Origin of the sequence: Caballeronia sp. LZ062 (assembly GCF_031450785.1) — a bacterium.
Classification (GTDB): domain Bacteria; phylum Pseudomonadota; class Gammaproteobacteria; order Burkholderiales; family Burkholderiaceae; genus Caballeronia.
Genome location: NZ_JARTWB010000002.1, coordinates 907,238 through 929,868 on the forward strand (window position 1 = coordinate 907,238; position 22,631 = coordinate 929,868).

Here is a 22,631-nt window from a genome sequence, read left to right on the forward strand (position 1 = left end):
ACGTGCGCGTGCTATAATTTTCGGTTCTCACCGCGCCGGGCCCGAAGAGTCATTTCAGATCGTCACGCCAAGCACCTGCTTGATGCGACTTCGTGACGCTTACCCGAGGGTCTGCCGAGCCATCAGCCATTGAGCGTTCCTGCTTGGCGGCCCTCGCTCCGACGGCGCACAACCAAGATACCTCTTATGACTCGCGCCCTCCGCAATATCGCCATCATTGCCCACGTCGACCACGGCAAGACCACGCTCGTCGACCAGTTGCTCCGTCAGTCGGGCACGTTCCGGGAAAATCAACAGGTCGCCGAGCGCGTCATGGACTCGAACGACATCGAAAAGGAACGCGGCATCACGATTCTCGCGAAGAACTGCGCGGTCGAATACGAAGGCACGCATATCAACATCGTCGATACGCCGGGACACGCCGACTTCGGCGGTGAAGTCGAGCGCGTGCTGTCGATGGTCGATTCCGTGCTGCTGCTCGTCGATGCCGTCGAAGGCCCGATGCCGCAAACGCGCTTCGTCACGAAGAAGGCGCTGGCGCTCGGTCTCAAGCCCATCGTCGTCATCAACAAGGTGGACCGTCCGGGCGCGCGCATCGACTGGGTGATCAACCAGACCTTCGATCTGTTCGACAAGCTCGGCGCTACCGAAGAGCAACTGGACTTCCCGATCGTCTACGCGTCGGGCCTGAACGGCTACGCGAGCCTCGATCCGGAAACCCGCGAAGGCACCATGCGGCCGCTCTTCGAAGCCATTCTGGAACACGTGCCGGTGCGCCCGGCCGATCCGGACGGCCCGCTGCAACTGCAAATCACCTCGCTCGACTACAACACGTACGTCGGCCGTATCGGCGTGGGCCGCATCGCACGCGGGCGCATTCGTCCCGGTATGCAGGTCGCGGTGCGCTCGGGTCCGGACGGCGCGATCCTCAATCGCAAGATCAATCAGGTGCTGTCGTTCCACGGTCTCGAGCGTGTGCAAGTCGAGGAAGCGCAGGCCGGCGATATCGTGCTGATCAACGGTATCGAGGAAATCGGCATCGGCGTGACGATCTGCTCGCCGGAGAATCCCGAGGCGCTGCCGATGATCACCGTCGACGAGCCGACGCTCACGATGAACTTCCTCGTGAACTCGTCGCCGCTCGCGGGCAAGGAAGGCAAGTTCGTGACGAGCCGCCAGATTCGCGACCGTCTTACGAAGGAACTGAACCACAACGTCGCGCTGCGCGTGAAGGACACCGGGGACGAAACCACGTTCGAAGTCTCGGGCCGCGGCGAACTGCACCTGACGATCCTCGTCGAGAACATGCGCCGTGAAGGCTACGAGCTGGCGGTCTCGCGTCCGCGCGTCGTGCTGCAGGAAATCGACGGCGTGAAGTGCGAGCCGTATGAAAACCTGACGGTCGATATCGAAGACCAGCATCAGGGCGGCGTGATGGAAGAGCTTGGCCGCCGCAAGGGCGAAATGCTCGACATGGCCTCGGACGGCCGCGGCCGCACGCGTCTCGAGTACAAGATTTCGGCGCGCGGTCTGATCGGCTTCCAGAGCGAATTTCTGACTCTCACGCGCGGCACGGGCCTGATGAGCCATACGTTCGATTCGTATGCGCCCGTCAAGGAAGGCTCGGTCGGCGAACGCCGCAACGGCGTGCTGATCTCGCAGGACGACGGCGCCGCTGTCGCCTACGCGCTGTGGAAGCTGCAGGATCGCGGCCGCATGTTCGTGTCGCCGGGCGACGCGCTCTATGAAGGCATGATCATCGGCATTCACAGCCGTGACAACGACCTCGTCGTTAATCCGATCAAGGGCAAGCAGCTGACCAACGTGCGCGCCTCGGGCACCGACGAAGCCGTGCGCCTCGTGCCGCCGATCCAGCTCTCGCTGGAGTACGCGGTCGAATTTATCGACGACGACGAGCTCGTCGAGGTGACGCCGCAGTCGATCCGTCTGCGCAAGCGTCACTTGAAGGAGCATGAGCGTCGTCGCGCGAGCCGCGAATCGGCGGAGTAAGTCGTCTCCGACGTTGCAGTTAAAAAGCCGCCTTCGGGCGGCTTTTTGTTTTCGACGCTCATCCCCGCGCATTAAAGAAATAGCTGTCGATGCCGACAATGACGCATGGCGCGCGCTCTTGCATCGACCGGAAACGCCCGCACATGCCCGTTGCAGAAGGGCGAATGGCTTCGCAACGGTGCGACGTCCGGTCATATGACGAATGCTTCTGTGCTATGCTATTCGGATTAGCTGTCGCTTTTTAGGTCCTTCCAAGCAGACTTGATTCGCGCAATCCGCTAAACGGTCAGGCCGTGTCGCGGAAGGTTTTGTAACCCGCACTTCCTCGAGAAACTCGAAGAAAGGTGAGCGTAAAAATGATGAAGCAATTCCAGTCGAACTCCTATTTGTTCGGCGGTAATGCTCCGTACGTCGAAGAGTTGTACGAGGCATATCTCGATAATCCCGCGTCAGTGCCCGAGACCTGGCGAGCCTATTTCGACGCGTTGCAGAACGTGCCTGCGTCGGACGGCACGAATCACAACGACGTGGCTCACGGCCCGATCGTCGAATCGTTTGCCCAGCGCGCGAAGTCCAACGGCTTCATCCCCCGCGAAGGCGCAACCGAAGACCTCGCCACCGCGCGAAAACAAGTCTACGTTCAGTCCCTCATCGGCGCGTATCGCTTCCTCGGCTCGCAATGGGCCAATCTCGATCCGCTCAAGCGCCGCGAGCGTCCGCATATTCCCGAACTCGAGCCTGCGTTCTACGACTTCACCGAAGCCGACATGGACCAGACGTTCAGCGCCACGAACCTGTATTTCGGTTTCGAGCGCGCGACGCTGCGCGAGATCGTCAAGGCATTGCGTGACACGTACTGCGGCACGATCGGCGCCGAGTACATGTATATCAGCGATCCCGAGCAGAAGCGCTGGTGGAAGGAGCGTCTCGAGTCGATCCGTTCGACGCCTGACTTCTCGAACGACAAGAAGAAGCACATCCTGAACCGCCTGACGGCCGCCGAAGGCCTCGAGCGTTTCCTGCACACCAAGTACGTCGGCCAGAAGCGTTTCTCGCTGGAAGGGGGCGAGAGCTTCATCGCGTCGATGGACGAAGTCGTGCGTCACGCGGGCAAGAACGGCGTGCAGGAAATCGTCATCGGCATGGCGCACCGCGGCCGTCTCAACGTGTTGGTCAATACGCTCGGCAAGATGCCGGCTGACCTCTTCGCCGAATTCGAAGGCAAGCACGTGGACGACCTGCCGGCCGGCGACGTGAAGTACCACAAGGGTTTCTCGTCGGATGTGTCGACCGAAGGCGGCCCGGTTCACCTGTCGCTCGCGTTCAACCCGTCGCACCTCGAAATTGTCAACCCGGTGGTCGAGGGTTCGGCGAAGGCGCGTATGGATCGCCGTGGCGATGAAGAAGGCCTGCAAGTCCTGCCGGTGCAGATTCACGGCGACGCGGCCTTCGCGGGCCAGGGCGTCGTGATGGAAACGCTGAACCTCGCGCAGACGCGCGGCTACGGCACGCACGGCACGCTGCATATCGTCATCAACAACCAAATCGGTTTCACGACGTCGGACCCGCGCGATTCGCGCTCGACGCTGTACTGCTCGGACGTCGTCAAGATGATCGAGGCGCCGGTGCTCCACGTGAACGGCGACGATCCCGAAGCGGTCGTGCTCGCCACGCAGCTCGCGATCGACTTCCGCATGAAGTTCCACAAGGACGTGGTGGTGGACATCGTCTGCTTCCGCAAGCTCGGCCACAACGAGCAGGACACGCCGGCGGTCACGCAGCCGCTGATGTACAAGACCATCGCGAAGCACCCGGGCACGCGCGCGCTGTATGCCGAGAAGCTCGTGCAGCAAGGCGTGATCACGGCCGAAGACGCCGACAACTTCGTGAAGGCGTACCGTCAGGCGATGGACGAAGGCCATCACACCATTGATCCGGTGCTCTCGAACTACAAGAGCAAATACGCGGTCGACTGGGTGCCGTTCCTGAACCGCAAATGGACGGACGCCGCCGACACCGCCGTGCCGCTCGCCGAACTGAAGCGTCTCGCTGAGCGCATCACGACGATTCCGGAGAACTTCAAGCTGCATCCGCTCGTCGAGCGCGTGATCAACGATCGCCGCGCGATGGGCCGTGGCGAATCGAAGCTCGACTGGGGTATGGGCGAGCATCTCGCGTTCGCGTCGCTGGTGGCATCCGGCTACGCGGTGCGTCTGACGGGCCAGGACTCGGGCCGTGGCACGTTCACGCACCGCCACGCCGTGCTGCACGATCAGAACCGCGAACGCTGGAACGACGGCACGTACATTCCGCTGCAGAACATCGCGGACAACCAGGCGAAGTTCACGGTCATCGACTCCGTGCTGTCGGAAGAAGCGGTGCTCGGCTTCGAGTACGGCTATTCGACCGCGGAACCGAACACGTTCGTCGCGTGGGAAGCGCAGTTCGGCGACTTCGTGAACGGCGCGCAAGTGGTGATCGACCAGTTCATCTCGTCGGGCGAAGTGAAGTGGGGCCGCGTCTCCGGTCTCACGATGATGCTGCCGCACGGCTACGAAGGCCAGGGTCCGGAGCACTCGTCGGCGCGTATCGAGCGTTTCCTGCAACTGTGCGCGGACCACAACATGCAAGTGGTTCAGCCGACGACGCCTGCGCAGATCTTCCATCTGCTGCGCCGTCAGATGATCCGCTTGTTCCGCAAGCCGCTCATCATCGCCACGCCGAAGTCGCTGCTGCGTCACAAGGAAGCGGTGTCGGACCTGTCGGAACTGGCGAAGGGCTCGTTCCAGCCGGTCATCGGCGAAGTGGACGAAAGCATCGACGCGAAGAAGGTCAAGCGCGTGGTCTGCTGCTCGGGCCGCGTGTACTACGACCTCGTCGCGCATCGCCGCGAAGCGAAGGCGAACGACATCGCCATCGTGCGTATCGAGCAGTTGTATCCGTTCGCGCACAAGCAGTTCGACGCGGAACTCAAGAAGTACGAAAACGCGACCGAAGTGGTCTGGGTGCAGGACGAGCCGCAGAACCAGGGTGCCTGGTTCTACATCGAGCACCATCTGCGTGAAGGCATGAAGGAAGGGATGAAGCTGGCCTACAGCGGCCGTCCCGCTTCAGCCTCGCCCGCGGTCGGCTATTACGCGAAGCACTACGAGCAGCAGAAGGCGCTCGTGGAAGGCGCGTTCGGCCGCCTCAAAGGCGCGCAAACCATCGCGAAGTAACACGCGGATGAACGAAGACCGGGCGAGCGGCGCTCCCCGGTCTCTTCGTTCGGCTCGCTCGTACACACAGAACGCATTAGGACAATACAGAAATGGCTATCGTAGAAGTCAAGGTTCCCCAGCTTTCCGAGTCGGTCTCGGAAGCAACCATGCTGCAATGGAAGAAGAAGCCGGGCGAGGCTGTCGCCCAGGACGAAATCCTGATCGAAATCGAAACCGACAAAGTCGTGCTCGAAGTGCCGGCGCCGTCGGCTGGCGTGCTCGCGCAGGTCATCAAGCATGACGGAGATATCGTCACCGCCGACGAAATCATCGCGAAGATCGACACCGAAGCGAAAGCAGGCGAAGCGCCCGCAGCCGCCGCCGCTGGCGACGCCGAAGTGAAGCCCGCGCCGCAAGCCGAGCCGGCAGTGGCGTCGTCGTCGGCGTCCGCGCAAGCGACCGCATCCGCGACGGGCGGTTCGGTCACGGGCGGCGCTACGTCGCCGGCCGCAACCAAGATTCTGGCCGAGAAGGGCGTGTCCGCCGACCAGGTGTCAGGCACCGGCCGCGACGGCCGTATCACGAAGGGCGACGCGCTCGCCGCGCAAGCCGGCGCACCCGCTGCCGCGAAGGCACCGGCTCCGGCCGCTGCGCCCGCGAAGGCCGCGAAGCCTTCGCTGCCGCAAGTCAACGCGCCCGCATCGGCTGATCAGTGGCTGAAGGATCGCCCGGAACAGCGCGTGCCGATGTCGCGTCTGCGCGCGCGTATCGCCGAGCGCCTGCTCGAATCGCAGCAAACCAACGCCATTCTGACGACGTTCAACGAAGTCAACATGGCGCCGGTCATGGATCTGCGCAACAAGTACAAGGACCGCTTCGAGAAGGAACACGGCGTGAAGCTCGGCTTCATGTCGTTCTTCGTGAAGGCCGCCGTCCACGCGCTGAAGAAGTTCCCGCTCGTGAACGCGTCGATCGACGGTAACGACATCGTCTATCACGGCTACTTCGACATCGGTATCGCGGTCGGTTCGCCGCGCGGTCTGGTCGTGCCGATCCTGCGCAACGCGGATCAGATGAGCCTCGCCGACATCGAAAAGAAGATTGCCGAGTTCGGCGCGAAGGCGCGCGACGGCAAGCTGTCGATCGAAGAAATGACGGGCGGCACGTTCTCCATCTCGAATGGCGGCGTGTTCGGCTCCATGCTCTCGACGCCGATCATCAACCCGCCGCAGTCCGCCATTCTCGGCGTGCACGCGACGAAGGAACGCGCTGTGGTCGAAAACGGCCAGATCGTGATCCGTCCGATGAACTACCTCGCGCTCTCGTACGACCACCGCATTATCGACGGCCGCGAAGCCGTGCTGTCGCTCGTCGCCATGAAGGACGCGCTGGAAGATCCGGCTCGCCTGCTGCTGGACCTGTAAGAAGCAATTCGCCTCGATGCGCGCGATAGGCTCGCGCGCATCGCACGAGGCAGCTCCGCATGAGCGGAGATAGACCAAAGGAAAGTCATGTCCAAGGAATTTGATGTCGTCGTGATCGGCGCGGGCCCGGGCGGCTATATCGCGGCGATTCGCGCAGCGCAACTCGGCAAGACGGTTGCGTGTATCGAGAAGTGGAAGAACCCGGCCGGCGCGCTGAAACTCGGCGGCACGTGCCTGAACGTGGGCTGCATTCCGTCGAAGGCGCTGCTCGCGTCCTCGGAAGAATTCGAAAACACGTCGAAGCATCTGGCCGATCACGGCATCAGCGTGTCCGACGTGAAGCTCGATGTGTCGAAGATGCTGGCGCGTAAAGACGGCATCGTCGAGAAGATGACGAAGGGCATCGAGTTCCTGTTCCGCAAGAACAAGATCACGTGGCTCAAGGGTCACGGCAAGTTCACCGGCAAGACGGACGCCGGCGTGCAGATCGAAGTGTCGGGCGAAGGTGAGACGGAAACCGTCACGGCGAAGAACGTGATCATCGCGACGGGCTCGAAGGCGCGTCATTTGCCGGGCATTCCGGTCGACAACAAGCTGATCGCCGACAACGAAGGCGCGCTCTCGTTCGATTCCGTGCCGAAGAAGCTCGCCGTGATCGGCGCGGGCGTGATCGGTCTGGAACTCGGCTCGGTGTGGCGGCGTCTGGGCGCCGAAGTGACCGTGCTCGAGGCGCTGCCGCAATTCCTCGCTGCAGCGGACGATTCGCTCGCGAAGGAAGCTGCCAAGCAGTTTAAGAAGCAGGGTCTCGACATTCACCTCGGCGTGAAGATCGGCGAAGTAAAGACGACCGGCAACGGCGTGTCGATCGCGTACACGGACAATCACGGCAACGCGCAAACGCTGGAAGCGGACCGCCTGATCGTGTCGGTCGGACGCGTGCCGAACACGGACAACCTCGGTCTTGACGCCATCGGCCTGAAGGCGAACGAGCGCGGCTTCATCGACGTGGACGATCACTGCGCGACGAGCGTGCCGGGCGTGTACGCTATCGGCGACGTCGTGCGCGGCCCGATGCTCGCGCACAAGGCGGAAGACGAAGGCGTGGCGGTGGCGGAAATCATCGACGGACAAAAGCCGCATATCGACTACAACTGCGTGCCGTGGGTCATCTACACGGAACCGGAAATCGCGTGGGTCGGCAAGACCGAGCAGCAGCTCAAGGCCGAAGGCCGCGAGATCAAGACCGGCCAGTTCCCGATGATGGCCAATGGCCGCGCGCTGGGCATCGGCCGGGCAGAAGGCTTCGTCAAGATGATCGCGGATGCGAAGACCGACGAGATTCTCGGCGTGCATATCATCGCAGCAGACGCGTCGGATCTGATCGCAGAAGCGGTCGTCGCGATGGAGTTCAAGGCGGCGTCGGAAGACATCGGCCGCATTTGCCATCCGCATCCGTCGCTGTCCGAAGTGATGCGCGAAGCGGCGCTCGCCGTCGACAAGCGCGCGCTGAATATGTAATCGCTCGACTTCGGGCAACGGCAGGCATCGCACACGAAGGCGAGCGGATCAAACCGCTCGCCTTTGTCACATCGAACGGCAGAAGATGAACGTCACCGAATACTACGAAAACGAACTGCGCACGCGGGGCTACCAGTCGGACGAAGCGCAGCTGGCGGCGGTCGCGCGGCTGCAGCGCTGCTACGAAGAATGGGTTGCGTACAAGGCACGCCGCTCGAACGCGATCAGGAAGTTCCTCGTGCATCCTCAATTGCCGCGCGGCGTTTATATGTGGGGCGGCGTAGGGCGCGGCAAGAGCTTTCTGATGGACAGCTTCTATGCGGTCGTGCCGGTGCAGCGCAAGACGCGCTTGCATTTCCACGAGTTCATGCGCGAAGTGCATCGGGAGCTGGAGGAGCTGAAGGGCCAGGCCGATCCGCTCGACGAACTGGCGCGGCGCATCGCGAAGCGTTATCGGCTGATCTGCTTCGACGAATTCCACGTCTCCGATATTGCCGACGCGATGATTCTCTATCGCCTGCTGGACCGTCTGTTCAGCAACGGCGTGCAGTTCGTGATGACGTCCAACTACGAGCCGGACACGCTGTACCCGGAAGGCTTGCACCGCGACCGGCTGCTGCCGGCTATCGAGCTGCTGAAGAAGAATCTCGACGTGCTCAATGTCGATGCGGGCACCGATTATCGCAAGCGCACGCTGTCGCAAGTGCAGGCGTACCACACGCCGCTCGGCGCTGCGGCGGACAAGGCGCTGCGCGCGGACTACGCGAAGCTCGCCGCCGTGCCCGACGAAAGCCCGATCCTGCATATCGAAAAGCGCGAGATCAAGGCACTGCGCAAGGCCGATGGCGTCGTCTGGTTCGATTTCGCGACGCTCTGCGGCGGCCCGCGCTCGCAGAACGACTATCTGGAGATCGCCAACCGTTTTCACGCGGTGATCCTGTCCGACGTGCCGCAGATGTCGCCGCGCATGGCGTCGGAAGCGCGCCGCTTCACGTGGCTCATCGACGTGTTCTACGACCACAAGGTCAAGCTGCTGATGTCGGCGGCGGTGCCGGCGGAGGACCTGTACGTAGAAGGGCCGATGGCGAACGAGTTCGCGCGCACGGTGTCGCGTATCGTCGAAATGCAGTCGAAGGAGTATCTGGAGGCGCCGCGGCGGCTCGCGAACATTTCGCTTACGTGAGCTAATACGAGAATCAAAAACACGCGTCTAGCCAAACGGCATAAGGCTTTCGCGGCTTTTTCAAGATTAAGACCTCTCTGATTTGCCGGTTGAAGGGCACTCGGTATCGTTCTGGCCAGTTAATCAGTTGCTAATTGGAGAGAATGCCGTGAAACCCTACCGCGATATGTCCGACGAAGAATGGCAGATGGTTGCGCCGCTGCTTCCGGAATTGCGCCCGCGCTCGGAATTGCGTGGCCGTCCTTTGGCTAACACCCGGGCCGTGCTCAACGGCGTGCTCTGGGTCATGTATAGCGGCGCGTCGTGGTCCACGCTGCCGCGCAAGTATCCGTCGTATCAGACGTGCCATCGCCGCTTCAAGGCGTGGCACGAATCGGGCGTGCTGCTGCGCGTGATGACGCAACTCTTCGGCCCCGCCGGCGACTCGCTCTACGGGCTCATGACGTCGCGTATGCGCGTGCCGGCGGAAGTGCCAGTCGCGACTGCCGAAGCGCTGGAGCCGATGCGCGCCATCGCGACCGCGCGTTCGCCGCAGGATGATGCTTCGGTCCGTCACGCTGCATAAGTCGCGCGGCGTCGAAAAAAACGGGCGGAAGACACGCAGTCTTCCGCCCGTTTTTGCTTGCTGCGTCCGAATGAGTTACTGCTGCCGCACCCACGTCTGAGAGCGCCCGAGCAGCGACACGCCCATATAACCGCGCACTTCGAGCTTCTGCCCGCCCTCTTCCAGCTTCATCTTGCACTTGTAGAGCTTGCCGTTCTCGGGGTCCAGAATCTGACCGCCTTCCCACGTATCGCCGTTCTGCTTCAAGCCGGTGATGATGGTCATGCCCTTCACCAGTTGATCCTTCCGGTCGTCCGTACACGCGGTGCAACGCCGGTCCGGATGATCAAATTCGCCGATGCCGCGCACGACCTTGCCGGAAAGCTGCCCGCTGCCATCGTCGATGATCCGGATGATCGCCTTCGGCTTACCGGTCGCGTCATCGATGGTTTGCCAGGTGCCCACGGGCGTCGATGCCTGCGCGAACGCGCCCGCCGCCGACATGGCGATGAGCGCGCCGGCCGCAATGCGGACGAAGTGGTTCATAGTGCCTCCTTGTTCTTGTGATCGTGACGCCGAAGCCGTTGCCGGGCGCGCTGACGACGCAGCATACGAGAAACGGTCCGTCGCGTTTGGGAAGAAAGGCTCTAGCGCTCTAAGCGCCGCCGCGCAATCCGGCTTCCAGCGTGGCGAACGTGCGCGAGTCGGTTCGATCGAAATGCAGCGGCGTCACCGAAATCCGTTTGCTCCCGACCACGGCCGTTTCGCTGTCGGGCGCGTTTTCACGCTGACCGCGCTGGAACTTGAGCCAGAAATAGTCGATGCCGCGCGGATCGGTCTCGTCGAGCACGTCGATGCCTTCCACGAGACCGACGCCTTGTCGCGTCACGGTCAGCGGACCGGCGGCCGATGCGTCGCAGTCTGGGAAATTGACGTTGAGACACGTGGGTGCGTCGTGCGAGATGGCCAGCAACTGACGGATCACGCCGGGCGCGAGTGCACGCGCGGTGTCCCAGCGCACGCTTTCGCGGTCCGAGAACGTCTGACTGAGGGCAATGGAAGGCAAGCCGAGCAGAAGACCCGTCATCGCTGCACCGACGGTGCCGGAGAACATGGTCTCGACGCCCAGATTCGCGCCGCGATTGATGCCCGACAGCACGAGCGTCGGCGGCGCGTCTTTCATGAGATGGCGCGCGGCCATCACGACGCAGTCGCCCGGCGTGCCCTGAACGCCAAAGCGGCGCTCGCCCTGACGCGAGATGCGCAGCGGCGAATGCAGGCTGATGGAGTGCGACGTGCCGCTCTGATCGTGCTCGGGTGCGACGACCCAGACTTCGTGCGCAAGTTCGGCGGCGACGGCTTCGAGCACGGCGAGGCCGGGGGCGTCGATGCCGTCGTCGTTGGTCAGCAGCACACGTTGAACGATGGGTTCCATGGCGGACATCGCGAATCACTCCTCGGTCGGTGGTGAAGGTCGACCGATTATTACAGAGATCGCGATGCCGGGCGGGGCGCTTACTTGACGCCTAAGCCGCGCAGGACGGCGTTGCCGTCGTCGGTGAGGCGCACTTTGGGACCGTCGGCGTCGGGCGAGACGATTTCCACGTAGCCGTATTCCTGCAGCGAGGCGACGTCGGGCGGGGCGGCCATCGCGTCGATCGGCGCGTGCATCAAGAGCAGCAGCGTGGCGATCTCGTGGTGGCTCAAGAGCCGTTTGATGGCTCGTACCGGAGCCGAGGCAGAGCGGAGGTTCATGAGCGAACTCCTTGATTACATGACGATTCGCGCCGCTGGCACGCGGCTTCGTGGATGTCGATGATGAAGTGCGGCAAGCGTATCGGCCGAAACTTAGGCGAGACTTAAACGCGCCGTGGCGGCGCCGATGCGCGTGTTACGGCGCATGTCACGCGATCAGCGGACGCTTCAGAAGCGGTATCCGGCGTTGTGCGGATCGAAGGTCAGATCGTCGAACGGCTTTGGCTCGATGTGCCCGAACACGACGCTTTCGAAGATCGCGCCGTCGTTGTCGAACGACGCGACCGCGCGGAAACGCGGCTGCGCCAGATCGAGGTAGAGCAGTTCGCGCTTCGCGTAAAACTCCGGCCGCCCGGCCGGCGCGATGTACGTCAGCGCGACGACGCGCACGCCGTTCACGTTCGTCACCGCGATGTCAGACGGCCGCGTGATGCCCGCTTCGGCGAACTTCCGGCCTTCGTCGATGAAACGCTGCGTAATGGCATCGATGCCGAGTTCGCGGATCGAATGATTCGACTGCGCGCGAGCGAGCGGACCGTTCAGCGACGCCCACATCGGCACGACGCCGAAGAAGCCACCGAGGTGACCGTACAGTTCGCCGGGGCGCTTACATTCGTCGTAGATGACTTCCTGGCCTGCATGGGCGCCGTCTGGCAACCATCTCGCGTAGACGCGCAGCGGGTCGCGCGTGACGCGCACGAGCATGTGGTCGGCACGCTTCGGCCACTTCCCGCGGATTCGCTCGCGTCGAAGGATGGTGAATTCGGACGTTGCATAGCGGGGCAGGCCGTCGCGCAGATAGCGCGGCAGCGCGCCGGGATCGAGTGAACGGAAGAGGGCGACGAGTTCGGCGTCGGCGAGGTGTGCAAGCGTGCCGTCGGCGGCGGCGCGTGCGAGCCAGTGAGCTTGCTGGTCGGCGGGTTGGGTGGCGATTTCGTTGATCGGAGGCTGGGGAGTTGCTCGGGCAGGCGCCCGGCTAGCGGTGAGCGCCGTTGACAACGCGCACGAGAGTGTCAAGTGAAAGAATCGGCGAACCTGCGCTTGCGTCATGGCTTGTCTTCCCGTTTGACGGTGCCGGAGCAGTCAGGTCTGAACGCGAGACGCAGATTGTTCTTCCATCTTGGGAAGTTATGCCGCTAGGTGCAGTGCTGCTAGCTACGGTCAGATGGGCCGCTGCGCACTCGACGCGGCGATGGAGGATTGAACCTCCCTTGGTACGGTGCAAATCGACGCCGTATTCCGAATGTGAGTCGCATCCCGGAGCGCCAGGCGAACGGCGATTGGATTTCATCGCAGGAAAATCGACGAAGTTACGCAAGATTAGGATAAATCGTATGGGCTAAATATCACGCAATCAGTTAAAAATGAGCGGCTGCCAATTTCGCGCGGGCGGAAGCCGGCAGCCGAGAAAGAAGCACTTATAGCAGTTCGGATAAATGGGCGCTGCGGTTGAGTCGGGCCAGGACTCCCGCAGCGCGAATCGCAACCCCCTAGCTCCTGAGTAGCGATTCGCTACCGCCACTTTGGTAAGGCAGGAGCATATCGAATGCGCAGAAAGAATGAGCAACCGACTAAGCTAAACCTTCATTGTCGTTTTGCAGAAGTCGGTTCGAAAGACCAAATTCTCTTTGAGTCGACACTTTACACATTTCAGGAAACTGGTGGGAGGCACTGTTATAAATCCAAAAAGCTTACTTCGCGCGAACGGGCAATTCTGGCTAACGCCATCAATGGGAGCTCGGGCCGAGTCAGCAAAGATACGGACGGCCGTCTTCGTTCGTTCATTAGATTTCAGATACTAGTCCTGACACACGGCGGAGCTTCCGCAAGGAGAGTAGCGCAGCTATTTGATGTCTCGGAAACCTCCGTTCGAACGCTTGTTAAGAAGTTGAGCATGATCGGGGGGAAAGGCAGCGGTCGAGTCCCGGTTGACGTTTTCCGTTTTCTAGCTCGCTAGCTTTCTCGCGGCGACCGAGCCGAAGCGCACTTTAGTGCGCTTCGGCTCGGAACAGGCTGTCGGTCGACGGCGCAGCTCCTGCGTGCGCAGGGCTGCGCATGCCCCCAAACCCTATCCCGTCGCCCCCACTTCCTCCGCCGACCGCGTCATATCGATTCCCCTGCGCTCACGGCTGAAGAAAATCAGCGCGGCAATTACCACCGCAACCGTTCCCGCCACAATCGCCATGGCCATGCCGTAGTTGTTTCCGTGCGAAGTTGCAATCGACGCCTGCATCGTCGCATTGACGGCGGCGAGCAAATTGCCGAGTTGATACACGAGTCCCGGAAACGTGGCGCGAATTTCATCGGGCGATATCTCGTTTAGATGCACCGGAATCACGCCCCATGCGCCCTGCACGGAAATCTGCATCAGGAATGCGCCAATGGCCAACGCAACGGGAGTTGCCGAAAACGCCCACAGATAGAGCACCGGCAAGGCAATCAACGCGGCGATGAAAATGGCGACGCGTCGGCCGATTCGCTCCGACAGCGATCCGAAGAACAACCCGCCGACAATCGCGCCGATATTGAGCACGATGGTAATGATGGAAACCGTATGCGGGTCGAAGTGATGCTGTTCGCGCAGAAACGTCGGATAAAGATCCTGTGTGCCGTGCGAGAAGAAATTAAATGCGGTCATCAAGATGATCGCGTAGAGAGAAAGCGTCCAGTTCTGTTTGAGCGTCGCAAGCAAGCCGGGGCGCGCCCGTTTTTCCATTGCACGCCACGCGGGAGATTCGGGCACATGCGCGCGGACATAAAGCACCAGCAGCGCGGGCGCGACGCCGACGAAAAACATTCCGCGCCAGCCGACGAACTGATACAGCACGCCGAAGACGATCGACGCCAGTAGATAGCCGCTCGGATAGCCGGCTTGCAGCAAGCCGGACACGAAGCCGCGCGCCTTGGGCGGCACGGTTTCCATCGTCAGGGCAGAGCCGACGCCCCATTCGCCGCCCATTGCGATACCGAAGAGCGAGCGCAAGATGAGAAGGGTAGTCAGGTTGGGCGAAAGGCCCGATAGCAATTCGAGAAGCGAATAACACGCAATGTTGACCATCAGCGTCGGACGGCGGCCGAACTTGTCCGCGAGCCGGCCGAAGATGAGCGCGCCGATGGGGCGCATCGCGAGCGTCAGCGTAATGGCAAACGCGACTTCGGGAATCTTGGTGTTGAATTCGGCGGCGATGTCCTTGAGGACGAAGACCATCAAGAAAAAGTCGAATGCGTCCAGCGTCCAGCCGAGATAAGCGGCAATCGTTACGTTTCTTTGTTCTCGCGTCCAACTCATCGCCTTGGTCTCCGATTCAGTATTGATCAGCTCGATTTGCAATGCGGTTGCGATGCGGCTCACGCGATGCGCGAAGCGGCATCGGCACGCGGGGCTCGTAACGGCCACGCGGGCAGGGACGAGTGTACGCCGCCGTTTAAGAGCGTGCTTACCGATACTGTCAATGGAGAGACGACGATCCGGCGATTCATTCATTCCGCTTTAATCCCGGCATGAAACCGAATCGAAAACGAAAGCGAATTGAAACCAATGGAGAAATCGTGCGCGCAAAAAACAAAAAGCCCCAGGTACATGCGCGTGGGGCTGATTGCGAGAAAGGGACCTTGGTGCCCAGGAGAGGACTCGAACCTCCACGGTGTTGCCACCGCTAGGACCTGAACCTAGTGCGTCTACCAATTCCGCCACCTGGGCCAAGGGGTACAGCAAGCCCGCTATTCTAGCGGGAAGCCAGGCCGTGTCAACTGCGCTTCACGACTGGCCGGAGCCGAAAGCACGGTCTCCGCATAAAAAGGAAACGCCACCCGAGGGTGGCGTTTCCTGACATCTGGTGCCCAAGAGAGGACTCGAACCTCCACGGTGTTGCCACCGCTAGGACCTGAACCTAGTGCGTCTACCAATTCCGCCACCTGGGCAAGGGTGCGTTTCTTTGTTTTGTCTGCGTTCAGCAGCAAAGAACGCCATTATAGCGACCCCGCAAAGTCTGTCAAGCGTTTCGATGAAGCCCGCGACGGGGCCGCCGTTTGCTTCTGATGGACACCGCGAGCGCCCGCCGGGCAGGCAGCGCTCCTAATAGGCAGTGTTAGAATGATTTCAACGATTGCCGCTCGACTAACGGCAAAACACGGCGAAAGTCCAGTCCAACGAGAAGAACTCTATTAAGCCCTTGAGCAAATATCCGTATCCGATCCCCAGCCGCGAAGAGATTCTCGGTGTGCTGCGCACGAGCGAAACGCCTCACTCCGCGAACGACATCGCCGAGGCCCTGTCGATCAAGCGCCAGGAGCGCGAAGGATTTTTCAAGCGACTGGCCGCCATGGAACGCGACGGGCAAATCCGCCTCGACAAGCGCGGCCATTATCAGCTCACGCATCCGTCGAACTTCGTCGCGGGGCGCGTGCAGGGCCATCGCGACGGCTTCGGCTTTCTGATTCGCGACGACGGCCAGGACGATCTCTTCCTGCCCAACGGCGAAATGCAGAAGGTCATGCACAACGATCGCGTGCTCGCGCGCATCGTCGGTTACGACCGGCGCGGGCGGCCCGAAGGGCATATCGTCGAAGTGACCGACCGCGCGAACAAGCGCATCATCGGGCGGCTCGTGAATGAAAACGGCGCGCTGATCCTCGTGCCGGAAGACAAGCGCATCGGCCACGACATTCTCATCACGCAGAATCCGAAGAAGGCGAAAGTGGGGCAGGTCGTGTCCGTCGATCTGACGGATTTTCCGAGCCGCCATTCGCAGCCGCTCGGGCGCGTGGCCGAAGTGATCGGCGATATCGACGACCCCGGCATGGAAATCGAGATCGCGGTGCGCAAGTACGGCGTGCCGCACCAGTTCAGCGACGCCGCGCTTGCCGCCGCCGCGAAGCTGCCCGACGAAGTGCGGCCGGTGGATATCCGGCATCGCGTCGATCTGCGCGACGTGCCGCTCGTCACCATCGACGGCGAAGATGCCCGCGACTTCGACGACGCCGTGTATTGCGAGCCCGTGGCCGTGGGCCGCGGACAAGGCTTCCGTCTGCTCGTGGCGATCGCCGATGTGTCGCATTACGTGCGCCCGAACGATCCGCTCGACGTCGACGCGCTCGACCGCAGCACGTCGGTATACTTCCCGCGGCGCGTGATTCCGATGCTGCCGGAAAAGCTCTCGAACGGCCTCTGTTCGCTGAATCCGGACGTCGACCGCTGCGTGCTCGTCTGCGATATGGTCATCACGGCGCGCGGCGAGATCAAGGCGTATCAGTTCTATCCGGGCGTGATGCATTCGGCGGCGCGTCTCACGTACACCGAAGTCGCGGCCGTGCTCGCCAATACGAAGGGTCCCGAAGCCGCGAAGCGCGCGGAGCTGGTGCCGCAGTTGCAGAACCTGTACGGCGTGTTCAAGGCGCTGCACGCGGCGCGTCAGAAGCGCGGCGCCATCGATTTCGACACGACCGAGACGTATATCGTCGTGAACTCGCAAGGCAAGATCGAGCAGATCCTGCCGCGCCATCGCAACGACGCGCACCGGCTGATCGAGGAGTGCATGCTCGCCGCGAACGTCTGCGCGGCGGACTTTCTGAAGCGCAACAAGCATCCGGGGCTGTATCGCGTGCATGCGGGGCCGACCGAGGAGAAGCTCGAGAATCTGCGGCAGTTTCTGCGCGGCGTCGGCCTTACGCTGACTGGCGGCGACAAACCGCACGCGAGCGATTACGCGGCGCTCATCGCGCAGATCCGTGACCGGCCAGATGCGCAGATGCTTCAGTCGATGGTCCTGCGCTCGATGCAGCAGGCCGTCTACAGCCCCGACAACATCGGGCACTTCGGGCTGGCGTACGAAGCCTACGCGCACTTCACGAGTCCGATTCGCCGCTATCCGGACCTGCTTACGCATCGCGCCATTTACGCGATCCTGCAAGGCAAGAAGTATCTGCCCGACATCGGCCATGACGTTTCGCTGAGCACGGGTTTGACGAAGGCCGCACGCGAGATGCAACTGGCCGACGACAGCGCGCGCGGCCGGTCGCGCAACAGCGTCGCGGTGTGGGAAGAGCTCGGGCTGCATTGCTCATCGAACGAGCGCCGCGCCGACGAAGCCTCGCGCGACGTCGAAGCGTGGCTCAAGTGCTATTTCATGCGCGACAAACTCGGCGAGGAATACGGCGGCATGGTGAACGGCGTGACGTCGTTCGGTATCTTCGTGCAGCTGGATTCGCTCTTCATCGAGGGGCTCGTCCACGTGACCGAACTCGGCTCCGACTACTTCCAGTACGACGAAATCAAGAATGAACTGCGCGGCGAGCGTACCGGCATCCGCTATCGCATGACGGATCGCGTGCGCGTGCAGGTGGGCCGCGTCGATCTCGATGCCCGCAAGATCGACTTCCGTCTGGTGCGTGATACGCCTGTGAAGCCTTCGCCGCGTTTGCCCTCGGGCGCGGCCGATCACGGGGCCTCGGGCGCTAATGGCGCAGCGGGCCCGCGCATTCGCTCGCTGAACGACGACACGCCCGGCACGCGTCAGCGCGGCGGCACGAAGAAGGGCGCGTCGCTGGCGGCGCGCGGCGGCGCGACGAAGAAACGCGCCGGGGCGTCCAACTCGGCGTCGAAGTCGGCGCAGGGGCGGCCGGCGCGCAAGAAGCGCTAGCCGAGCGTCGGAAAGGGGCAACGAATACGCGCGGTCCGGTGCGCTTTGCACCGGGCCGCGTCGTGCTTTTCATGGTTATCACGAAGGTTCGAATCAGTCATGTCACGTCTCAAGGTTCTTTATGGTTTCCACGCGGTCACGGCGCGCTTGCGGGCGGATGCGTCGTCGATCGAGGAAGTGTTGTACGACCCCATGCGGAAGGACCGGCGCATGCAGGACTTCCTGCGTGCCGCGAAGGACGCGGGCGTGCGCCTGATCGCCGCCGAGGAAGCGCGTCTGTGGGGCCTCGCGGGCAACATCCAGCATCAGGGCGTGGTCGCCCGCGCGCATAACTTGCCGCTCGCGCAGAATCTCGCGGAATTGCTCGACGGCATCTCGGGTACGCCTCTGTTGCTCGTGCTCGATGGCGTCACCGATCCGCATAATCTCGGCGCGTGCCTGCGCGTCGCGGATGCGGCGGGCGCCCATGCGGTGATCGCGCCGCGCGACCGTTCCGCCGGCCTCAACGCGACCGCCGCGAAGGTGGCGAGCGGCGCGGCCGAAAGCGTGCCGTACATCACGGTGACGAATCTGGCGCGCGCACTGCGCGAACTGAAGGACGCGGGCGTCTGGGTGATCGGCACGGCGGGCGAAGCCACGGCGAGCGTCTACCAGACGAAGCTCGACGGCCCGGTCGCCATCGTCGTCGGCGCGGAAGGCGAGGGCATGCGCCGCCTCACGCGCGAAACATGCGACGAGATCATGCATATTCCGATGGCGGGCTCGGTAGAGAGCCTGAACGTGTCGGTGGCGAGCGGCGTGTGTCTGTTCGAGGCGGTAAGGCAGAGGATCGTGAAGAAGTAAGGGGTGCACGTGCTTCGCCTCGTCTTTGTCGCGCTTGCCTGCGCTTTCATCACCGCCTGCACTCCCACCATGCTCAACCGCGGCACTTACATCGCCGACACGCAATACCACGCGAAAAACGCCGATTCGCGCGTGCGATTCCTTGTCATGCACTATACGGAGATCGACGAAGCGCGCTCGCTCGCGGTGCTCACGGGCGATCAGGTGAGCGTCCACTACGTCGTGCCGGACGCGCCACGCATCGAAAACGGCGAGCCGGTCGTCTACCAACTCGTGCCCGAAGACAAGCGCGCGTGGCACGCCGGCCAGAGCTACTGGCAAGGCGCGACGGAACTGAACGCGTCGTCCATCGGCATCGAGAACGTGAATCTCGGACCTGTCGATACGCCGTCCGGCCGCACCTGGCAGCCTTATCCGCCCGCACAGGTCGACGCGCTCGTCAAGCTCTCGCGCGACATCGTCGAGCGTTACGGCATTCCGCCGACGCGCGTGGTCGGCCATAGCGACATCGCTCCGCAGCGCAAGATCGATCCCGGTCCGCTATTTCCGTGGCATACGCTCTACGAGGCGGGAATCGGCGCGTGGCCCGACGATGCCACTGTCGCCGCGCATCTCGCGGGCCGCGATCCGAAGGCGCCGTGCGACGTGCGCGCGTTGCAGGAGAAGCTGAAGCGTTACGGCTACGACGTTGCCACCGACGGCATCCTCGACGACAAGACGCGCCGCGTCTTCGCCGCCTTCCAGATGCACTTCCGGCCATCGGACTACGCGGGCGACGCCGATGCGCAAACCGACGCCATCGCGCAGGCCTTGCTCGACAAATACTTCCCCTGACCACGCACGAAAACCAATGGGCGATTACTTTCTGCCGCTGCGCGCACTGCACATGACGTGCGCGGGCTTGAGCATCGCGGGCTTCGCGCTGCGCTGGATCTGGATGCTGATGGACTCGCGCCTTCTCGCAGCGCGCGCGACGAAGATCGTGCCGCATATCGTCGATACGCTGCTGCTTGCGAGCGCCATCGCGCTTGTCGCCATCGTCGGCTTCGGGCCGAACGCCGCGTGGCTCGGTGCGAAGATCGCGGGGCTCGTCGTCTATATCGTGCTTGGCACGTTCGCGCTCAAGCGCGGCCGCACGAAGGGCGCGCGGGCCGTTTCCGGCGTCCTGGCGATTCTCGTGTTTGCGTTCATCGCGTCGGTCGCGCGTACTCACGATCCGCTGGGCTTTCTGCACGGCGCTCACTGACGGCACGCGCAAAAACGCCGGAAGGCGGCGCGCGCTCCGATAAAATCGTGATTTCCCCCAGACGCGCAGCACCATTTCCATGACTCAGGACGAACTCAAGCAACTGGTCGGCCAGGCCGCCGCCGACTACGTGAACGCGCACGTGCCGGAAGGCGCGATCATCGGCATCGGCACCGGATCGACGGCCAATTGCTTCATCGACGCGCTGGCCGTCTCGAAGGCGCGTTATCGCGGCGCGGTATCGAGTTCGCTGGCGACCACCGCGCGGCTCGAATCGCACGGCTTCAAGGTGTTCGACCTGAACGACGTCGACACGCTGCCCGTGTATGTCGACGGCGCCGACGAAATCGACGCGAGCGGCGCGATGATCAAGGGCGGCGGCGGGGCGCTCACGCGCGAGAAAATCGTGGCTTCGGTTGCGGACGTGTTCGTGTGCATCGCGGATGCGAGCAAGCGCGTCGACGTGATGGGCAGCTTTCCACTGCCAGTCGAAGTAGTGCCGATGGCGCGCACTGCCATCGGTCGCAAGCTCGCGGCGCTCGGCGGCGTGCCGATCGTGCGCGTGACGAAGGACGGCATGCCGTTCATCACGGACAACGGCAACGAGATCATCGACGTGAAGGGCCTTGCCATTACGGACCCGCGCGCGCTCGAAGCGCAGATCAATGCGTGGCCGGGCGTCGTGACGGTCGGGCTTTTCGCGGCGCGCGGCGCCAACGTGTGCCTGCTCGGCACGGAAAACGGCGTCGAGCGCATCGACTACTGAAGCACGGCGCCACAAGCACAACGGGCCCGGCGATGCGAGTCGCCGGGCCCGTTGTCGTAAATGCAGCGTGCAGTACGCTCAGTACGCGTTACGTCCGATGAAGCCCTTGAACAGCGTCATCGCGACGATCTTGATGTCGAACCAGAACGACCAGTTGTGAATGTAGAACAGGTCGAATTTCACGCGGCTCTGCATCTTTTCGACCTTCTCGGTCGCGCCGCGATAACCGTTCACCTGCGCCCAGCCGGTAATGCCCGGCTTGATGCGGTAACGGAACATGTAGCCGTAGACCAGATCCTTGTACAGATCGTCGTGTTCGATCGCATGCGGACGCGGGCCGACCACCGACATGTCGCCGAACAGCACGTTGATGAACTGCGGCAACTCGTCGAGGCTCGTGCGGCGCAGGAACGCGCCGATCTTCGTCACGCGCGGGTCGTTGCGCGTCGCCTGGGTCACGTGTCCCTTGGTCTCGCGATGCACGGCCATCGAGCGGAACTTGTAGATCTTGAACGGCCGTCCGTCCGCGCCCTTGCGGTTCTGCGTGAAGAACACCGGGCCTTCCGATGTCGCCTTGATCGCGATCGCAATGGAAATCATGACCGGCGACAGCGCCAGCAGCGCGGCAGCGGCGAAGCAGCGGTCGAACAGCAGCTTCGGCCACATCTGCAAGCTGCCGACCGGCGAAGTCGTCAGGTTGATGGTCGCGAGTCCCGCGACATCGGTCATCGAATGATTGAAGAGCGAGATGCTGCGCGTATCGGGAATCAGGCGCAGATTCACGAAGTCGTGCCGCAGCGCATGAACGAAGCGGTAGATCGTGTGTTCCTGCGAAAGCGGCAGCGCGAGCCACACTTCGTTGATTTCCTCGGCGCGCACTTTCTCGACGAGTTCGTCGAAATCGTTCAGCACCGGCAGACGCATGGACGCGCCGGGCCGGCTGCCGAGGCCGCTCGCGTGCAGTTCTTCGTCGCCCGTCGTGTCGAGCAGGCACACGGGCGTGAAGCCTTGCTCGGGCGTGCTCGACAGATGCGCGAGCAGCGTGCGCGCGAAGCCCTGCGCGCCGACGATGGCCACCGTGCGCTGGTTGAAGCCGCGGCCGCGCATGATTCTCAGGCTCGCATACACCACGCATTTCGCGAGCACGATGAGCGCGCCCGAGATGAGCGTCGAATACGCGAACCACAGGCGCGACACCGCATCCATGCGATGCAGCGTGAACGCGAGCAGAAGCGCCGCGGCCGCCACCGTCATCCAGGCGAGCGTGACGCGCGCCAGCATCATCGGAAGCGGCTTGCCCCGCCAAGCTTCGTACACGCCGAAGGTCGGGAACAACAGCAACGCCAGCACGCTATTGAAAGCAATCAGGAGCTTCTCGATATCGCTGAATTCGAGCGAGGAAAAGCGCATGGAATGCGCGATCACCCCGCCCGCGATGACGAAAAAGACATCCAGACAGCGCGCCGTCCAGCCGAACATATCGTGACTTTTATTGTGCATCCGT

Annotated in this window: 17 protein-coding genes and 2 tRNA genes; 11 read left to right on the top strand and 8 right to left on the bottom strand. The window is 62.7% G+C overall.

Annotated elements, in window-relative coordinates; all coding sequences use genetic code 11:
* Positions 1 to 186: 186 nt before the first annotated feature.
* From typA to P9239_RS10350, 6 genes are all read left to right on the top strand, one after another.
* Positions 187 to 2,010, top strand: coding sequence for a translational GTPase TypA (gene typA / locus P9239_RS10325; RefSeq protein WP_309750379.1), 1,824 nt, complete (start codon positions 187 to 189; stop codon positions 2,008 to 2,010).
* A 356-nt stretch (positions 2,011 to 2,366) separates the two neighbouring features.
* Positions 2,367 to 5,228: a 2-oxoglutarate dehydrogenase E1 component gene (locus P9239_RS10330; protein ID WP_309750380.1), complete on the top strand. Its 2,862-nt coding sequence runs from the start codon at positions 2,367 to 2,369 to the stop codon at positions 5,226 to 5,228.
* 92 nt (positions 5,229 to 5,320) lie between these two features.
* Complete coding sequence (odhB, locus tag P9239_RS10335) at positions 5,321 to 6,634, top strand: 2-oxoglutarate dehydrogenase complex dihydrolipoyllysine-residue succinyltransferase (RefSeq protein ID WP_309750382.1); 1,314 nt, start codon at positions 5,321 to 5,323, stop codon at positions 6,632 to 6,634.
* Positions 6,635 to 6,721: 87 nt separating this feature from the next.
* Positions 6,722 to 8,152, top strand: a complete 1,431-nt coding sequence (gene lpdA / locus P9239_RS10340) for a dihydrolipoyl dehydrogenase (RefSeq protein WP_309750384.1) — start codon at positions 6,722 to 6,724, stop codon at positions 8,150 to 8,152.
* Between the two features lie 85 nt (positions 8,153 to 8,237).
* Positions 8,238 to 9,335 carry a cell division protein ZapE gene (gene zapE, locus P9239_RS10345; protein WP_309750386.1) on the top strand — a complete coding sequence of 366 codons (1,098 nt, stop codon included), beginning with the start codon at positions 8,238 to 8,240 and terminating at the stop codon, positions 9,333 to 9,335.
* Between the two features lie 148 nt (positions 9,336 to 9,483).
* Positions 9,484 to 9,900 carry a transposase gene (locus tag P9239_RS10350; RefSeq protein WP_309750387.1) on the top strand — a complete coding sequence of 139 codons (417 nt, stop codon included), beginning with the start codon at positions 9,484 to 9,486 and terminating at the stop codon, positions 9,898 to 9,900.
* 75 nt (positions 9,901 to 9,975) lie between these two features.
* On the opposite strand, the gene P9239_RS10355 is transcribed toward P9239_RS10350, so the two are convergent.
* The 7 genes from P9239_RS10355 to P9239_RS10385 all read right to left on the bottom strand — a co-directional run bounded on the left by P9239_RS10355 (position 9,976) and on the right by P9239_RS10385 (position 15,555).
* Positions 9,976 to 10,425, bottom strand: a complete 450-nt coding sequence (locus P9239_RS10355) for a DUF2147 domain-containing protein (RefSeq protein WP_309750389.1) — start codon at positions 10,423 to 10,425, stop codon at positions 9,976 to 9,978.
* A 109-nt stretch (positions 10,426 to 10,534) separates the two neighbouring features.
* A complete protein-coding gene (surE, locus tag P9239_RS10360; protein WP_309750391.1) occupies positions 10,535 to 11,323 on the bottom strand; it encodes a 5'/3'-nucleotidase SurE in 789 nt (262 codons plus the stop codon).
* Between the two features lie 71 nt (positions 11,324 to 11,394).
* Complete coding sequence (locus P9239_RS10365) at positions 11,395 to 11,634, bottom strand: hypothetical protein (protein ID WP_309750393.1); 240 nt, start codon at positions 11,632 to 11,634, stop codon at positions 11,395 to 11,397.
* A gap of 168 nt (positions 11,635 to 11,802) precedes the next feature.
* Positions 11,803 to 12,651 carry a DUF1571 domain-containing protein gene (locus P9239_RS10370; protein ID WP_309750395.1) on the bottom strand — a complete coding sequence of 283 codons (849 nt, stop codon included), beginning with the start codon at positions 12,649 to 12,651 and terminating at the stop codon, positions 11,803 to 11,805.
* Between the two features lie 1,051 nt (positions 12,652 to 13,702).
* Entirely contained in the window at positions 13,703 to 14,923 is a 1,221-nt protein-coding gene (locus P9239_RS10375) for an MFS transporter (RefSeq protein WP_309750397.1), read from the bottom strand.
* A 324-nt stretch (positions 14,924 to 15,247) separates the two neighbouring features.
* A tRNA-Leu gene (locus P9239_RS10380) sits at positions 15,248 to 15,334 on the bottom strand.
* A 134-nt stretch (positions 15,335 to 15,468) separates the two neighbouring features.
* Positions 15,469 to 15,555 (bottom strand) — tRNA-Leu (locus tag P9239_RS10385).
* Between the two features lie 251 nt (positions 15,556 to 15,806).
* Between P9239_RS10385 and rnr the strand changes: the two genes are divergently transcribed.
* The 5 genes from rnr to rpiA all read left to right on the top strand — a co-directional run bounded on the left by rnr (position 15,807) and on the right by rpiA (position 21,127).
* The gene (gene rnr, locus P9239_RS10390; protein ID WP_309750399.1) at positions 15,807 to 18,272 is read left to right on the top strand and encodes a ribonuclease R; all 2,466 of its coding nucleotides are present in this window, start codon (positions 15,807 to 15,809) and stop codon (positions 18,270 to 18,272) included.
* Between the two features lie 99 nt (positions 18,273 to 18,371).
* On the top strand, positions 18,372 to 19,115 hold the full coding sequence (gene rlmB, locus P9239_RS10395; RefSeq protein WP_309750401.1) for a 23S rRNA (guanosine(2251)-2'-O)-methyltransferase RlmB: 744 nt from the start codon (positions 18,372 to 18,374) through the stop codon (positions 19,113 to 19,115).
* Positions 19,116 to 19,184: 69 nt separating this feature from the next.
* Positions 19,185 to 19,949, top strand: coding sequence for an N-acetylmuramoyl-L-alanine amidase (locus tag P9239_RS10400; RefSeq protein ID WP_309750403.1), 765 nt, complete (start codon positions 19,185 to 19,187; stop codon positions 19,947 to 19,949).
* Between the two features lie 16 nt (positions 19,950 to 19,965).
* Positions 19,966 to 20,361, top strand: a complete 396-nt coding sequence (locus tag P9239_RS10405; protein WP_309750405.1) for a SirB2 family protein — start codon at positions 19,966 to 19,968, stop codon at positions 20,359 to 20,361.
* Positions 20,362 to 20,440: 79 nt separating this feature from the next.
* Positions 20,441 to 21,127, top strand: a complete 687-nt coding sequence (gene rpiA / locus P9239_RS10410; protein ID WP_309750407.1) for a ribose-5-phosphate isomerase RpiA — start codon at positions 20,441 to 20,443, stop codon at positions 21,125 to 21,127.
* Positions 21,128 to 21,205: 78 nt separating this feature from the next.
* Here the strand turns inward: rpiA and P9239_RS10415 are convergent, their stop codons facing one another.
* Positions 21,206 to 22,606 carry an undecaprenyl-phosphate glucose phosphotransferase gene (locus P9239_RS10415; RefSeq protein ID WP_309753982.1) on the bottom strand — a complete coding sequence of 467 codons (1,401 nt, stop codon included), beginning with the start codon at positions 22,604 to 22,606 and terminating at the stop codon, positions 21,206 to 21,208.
* Positions 22,607 to 22,631: the final 25 nt, after the last annotated feature.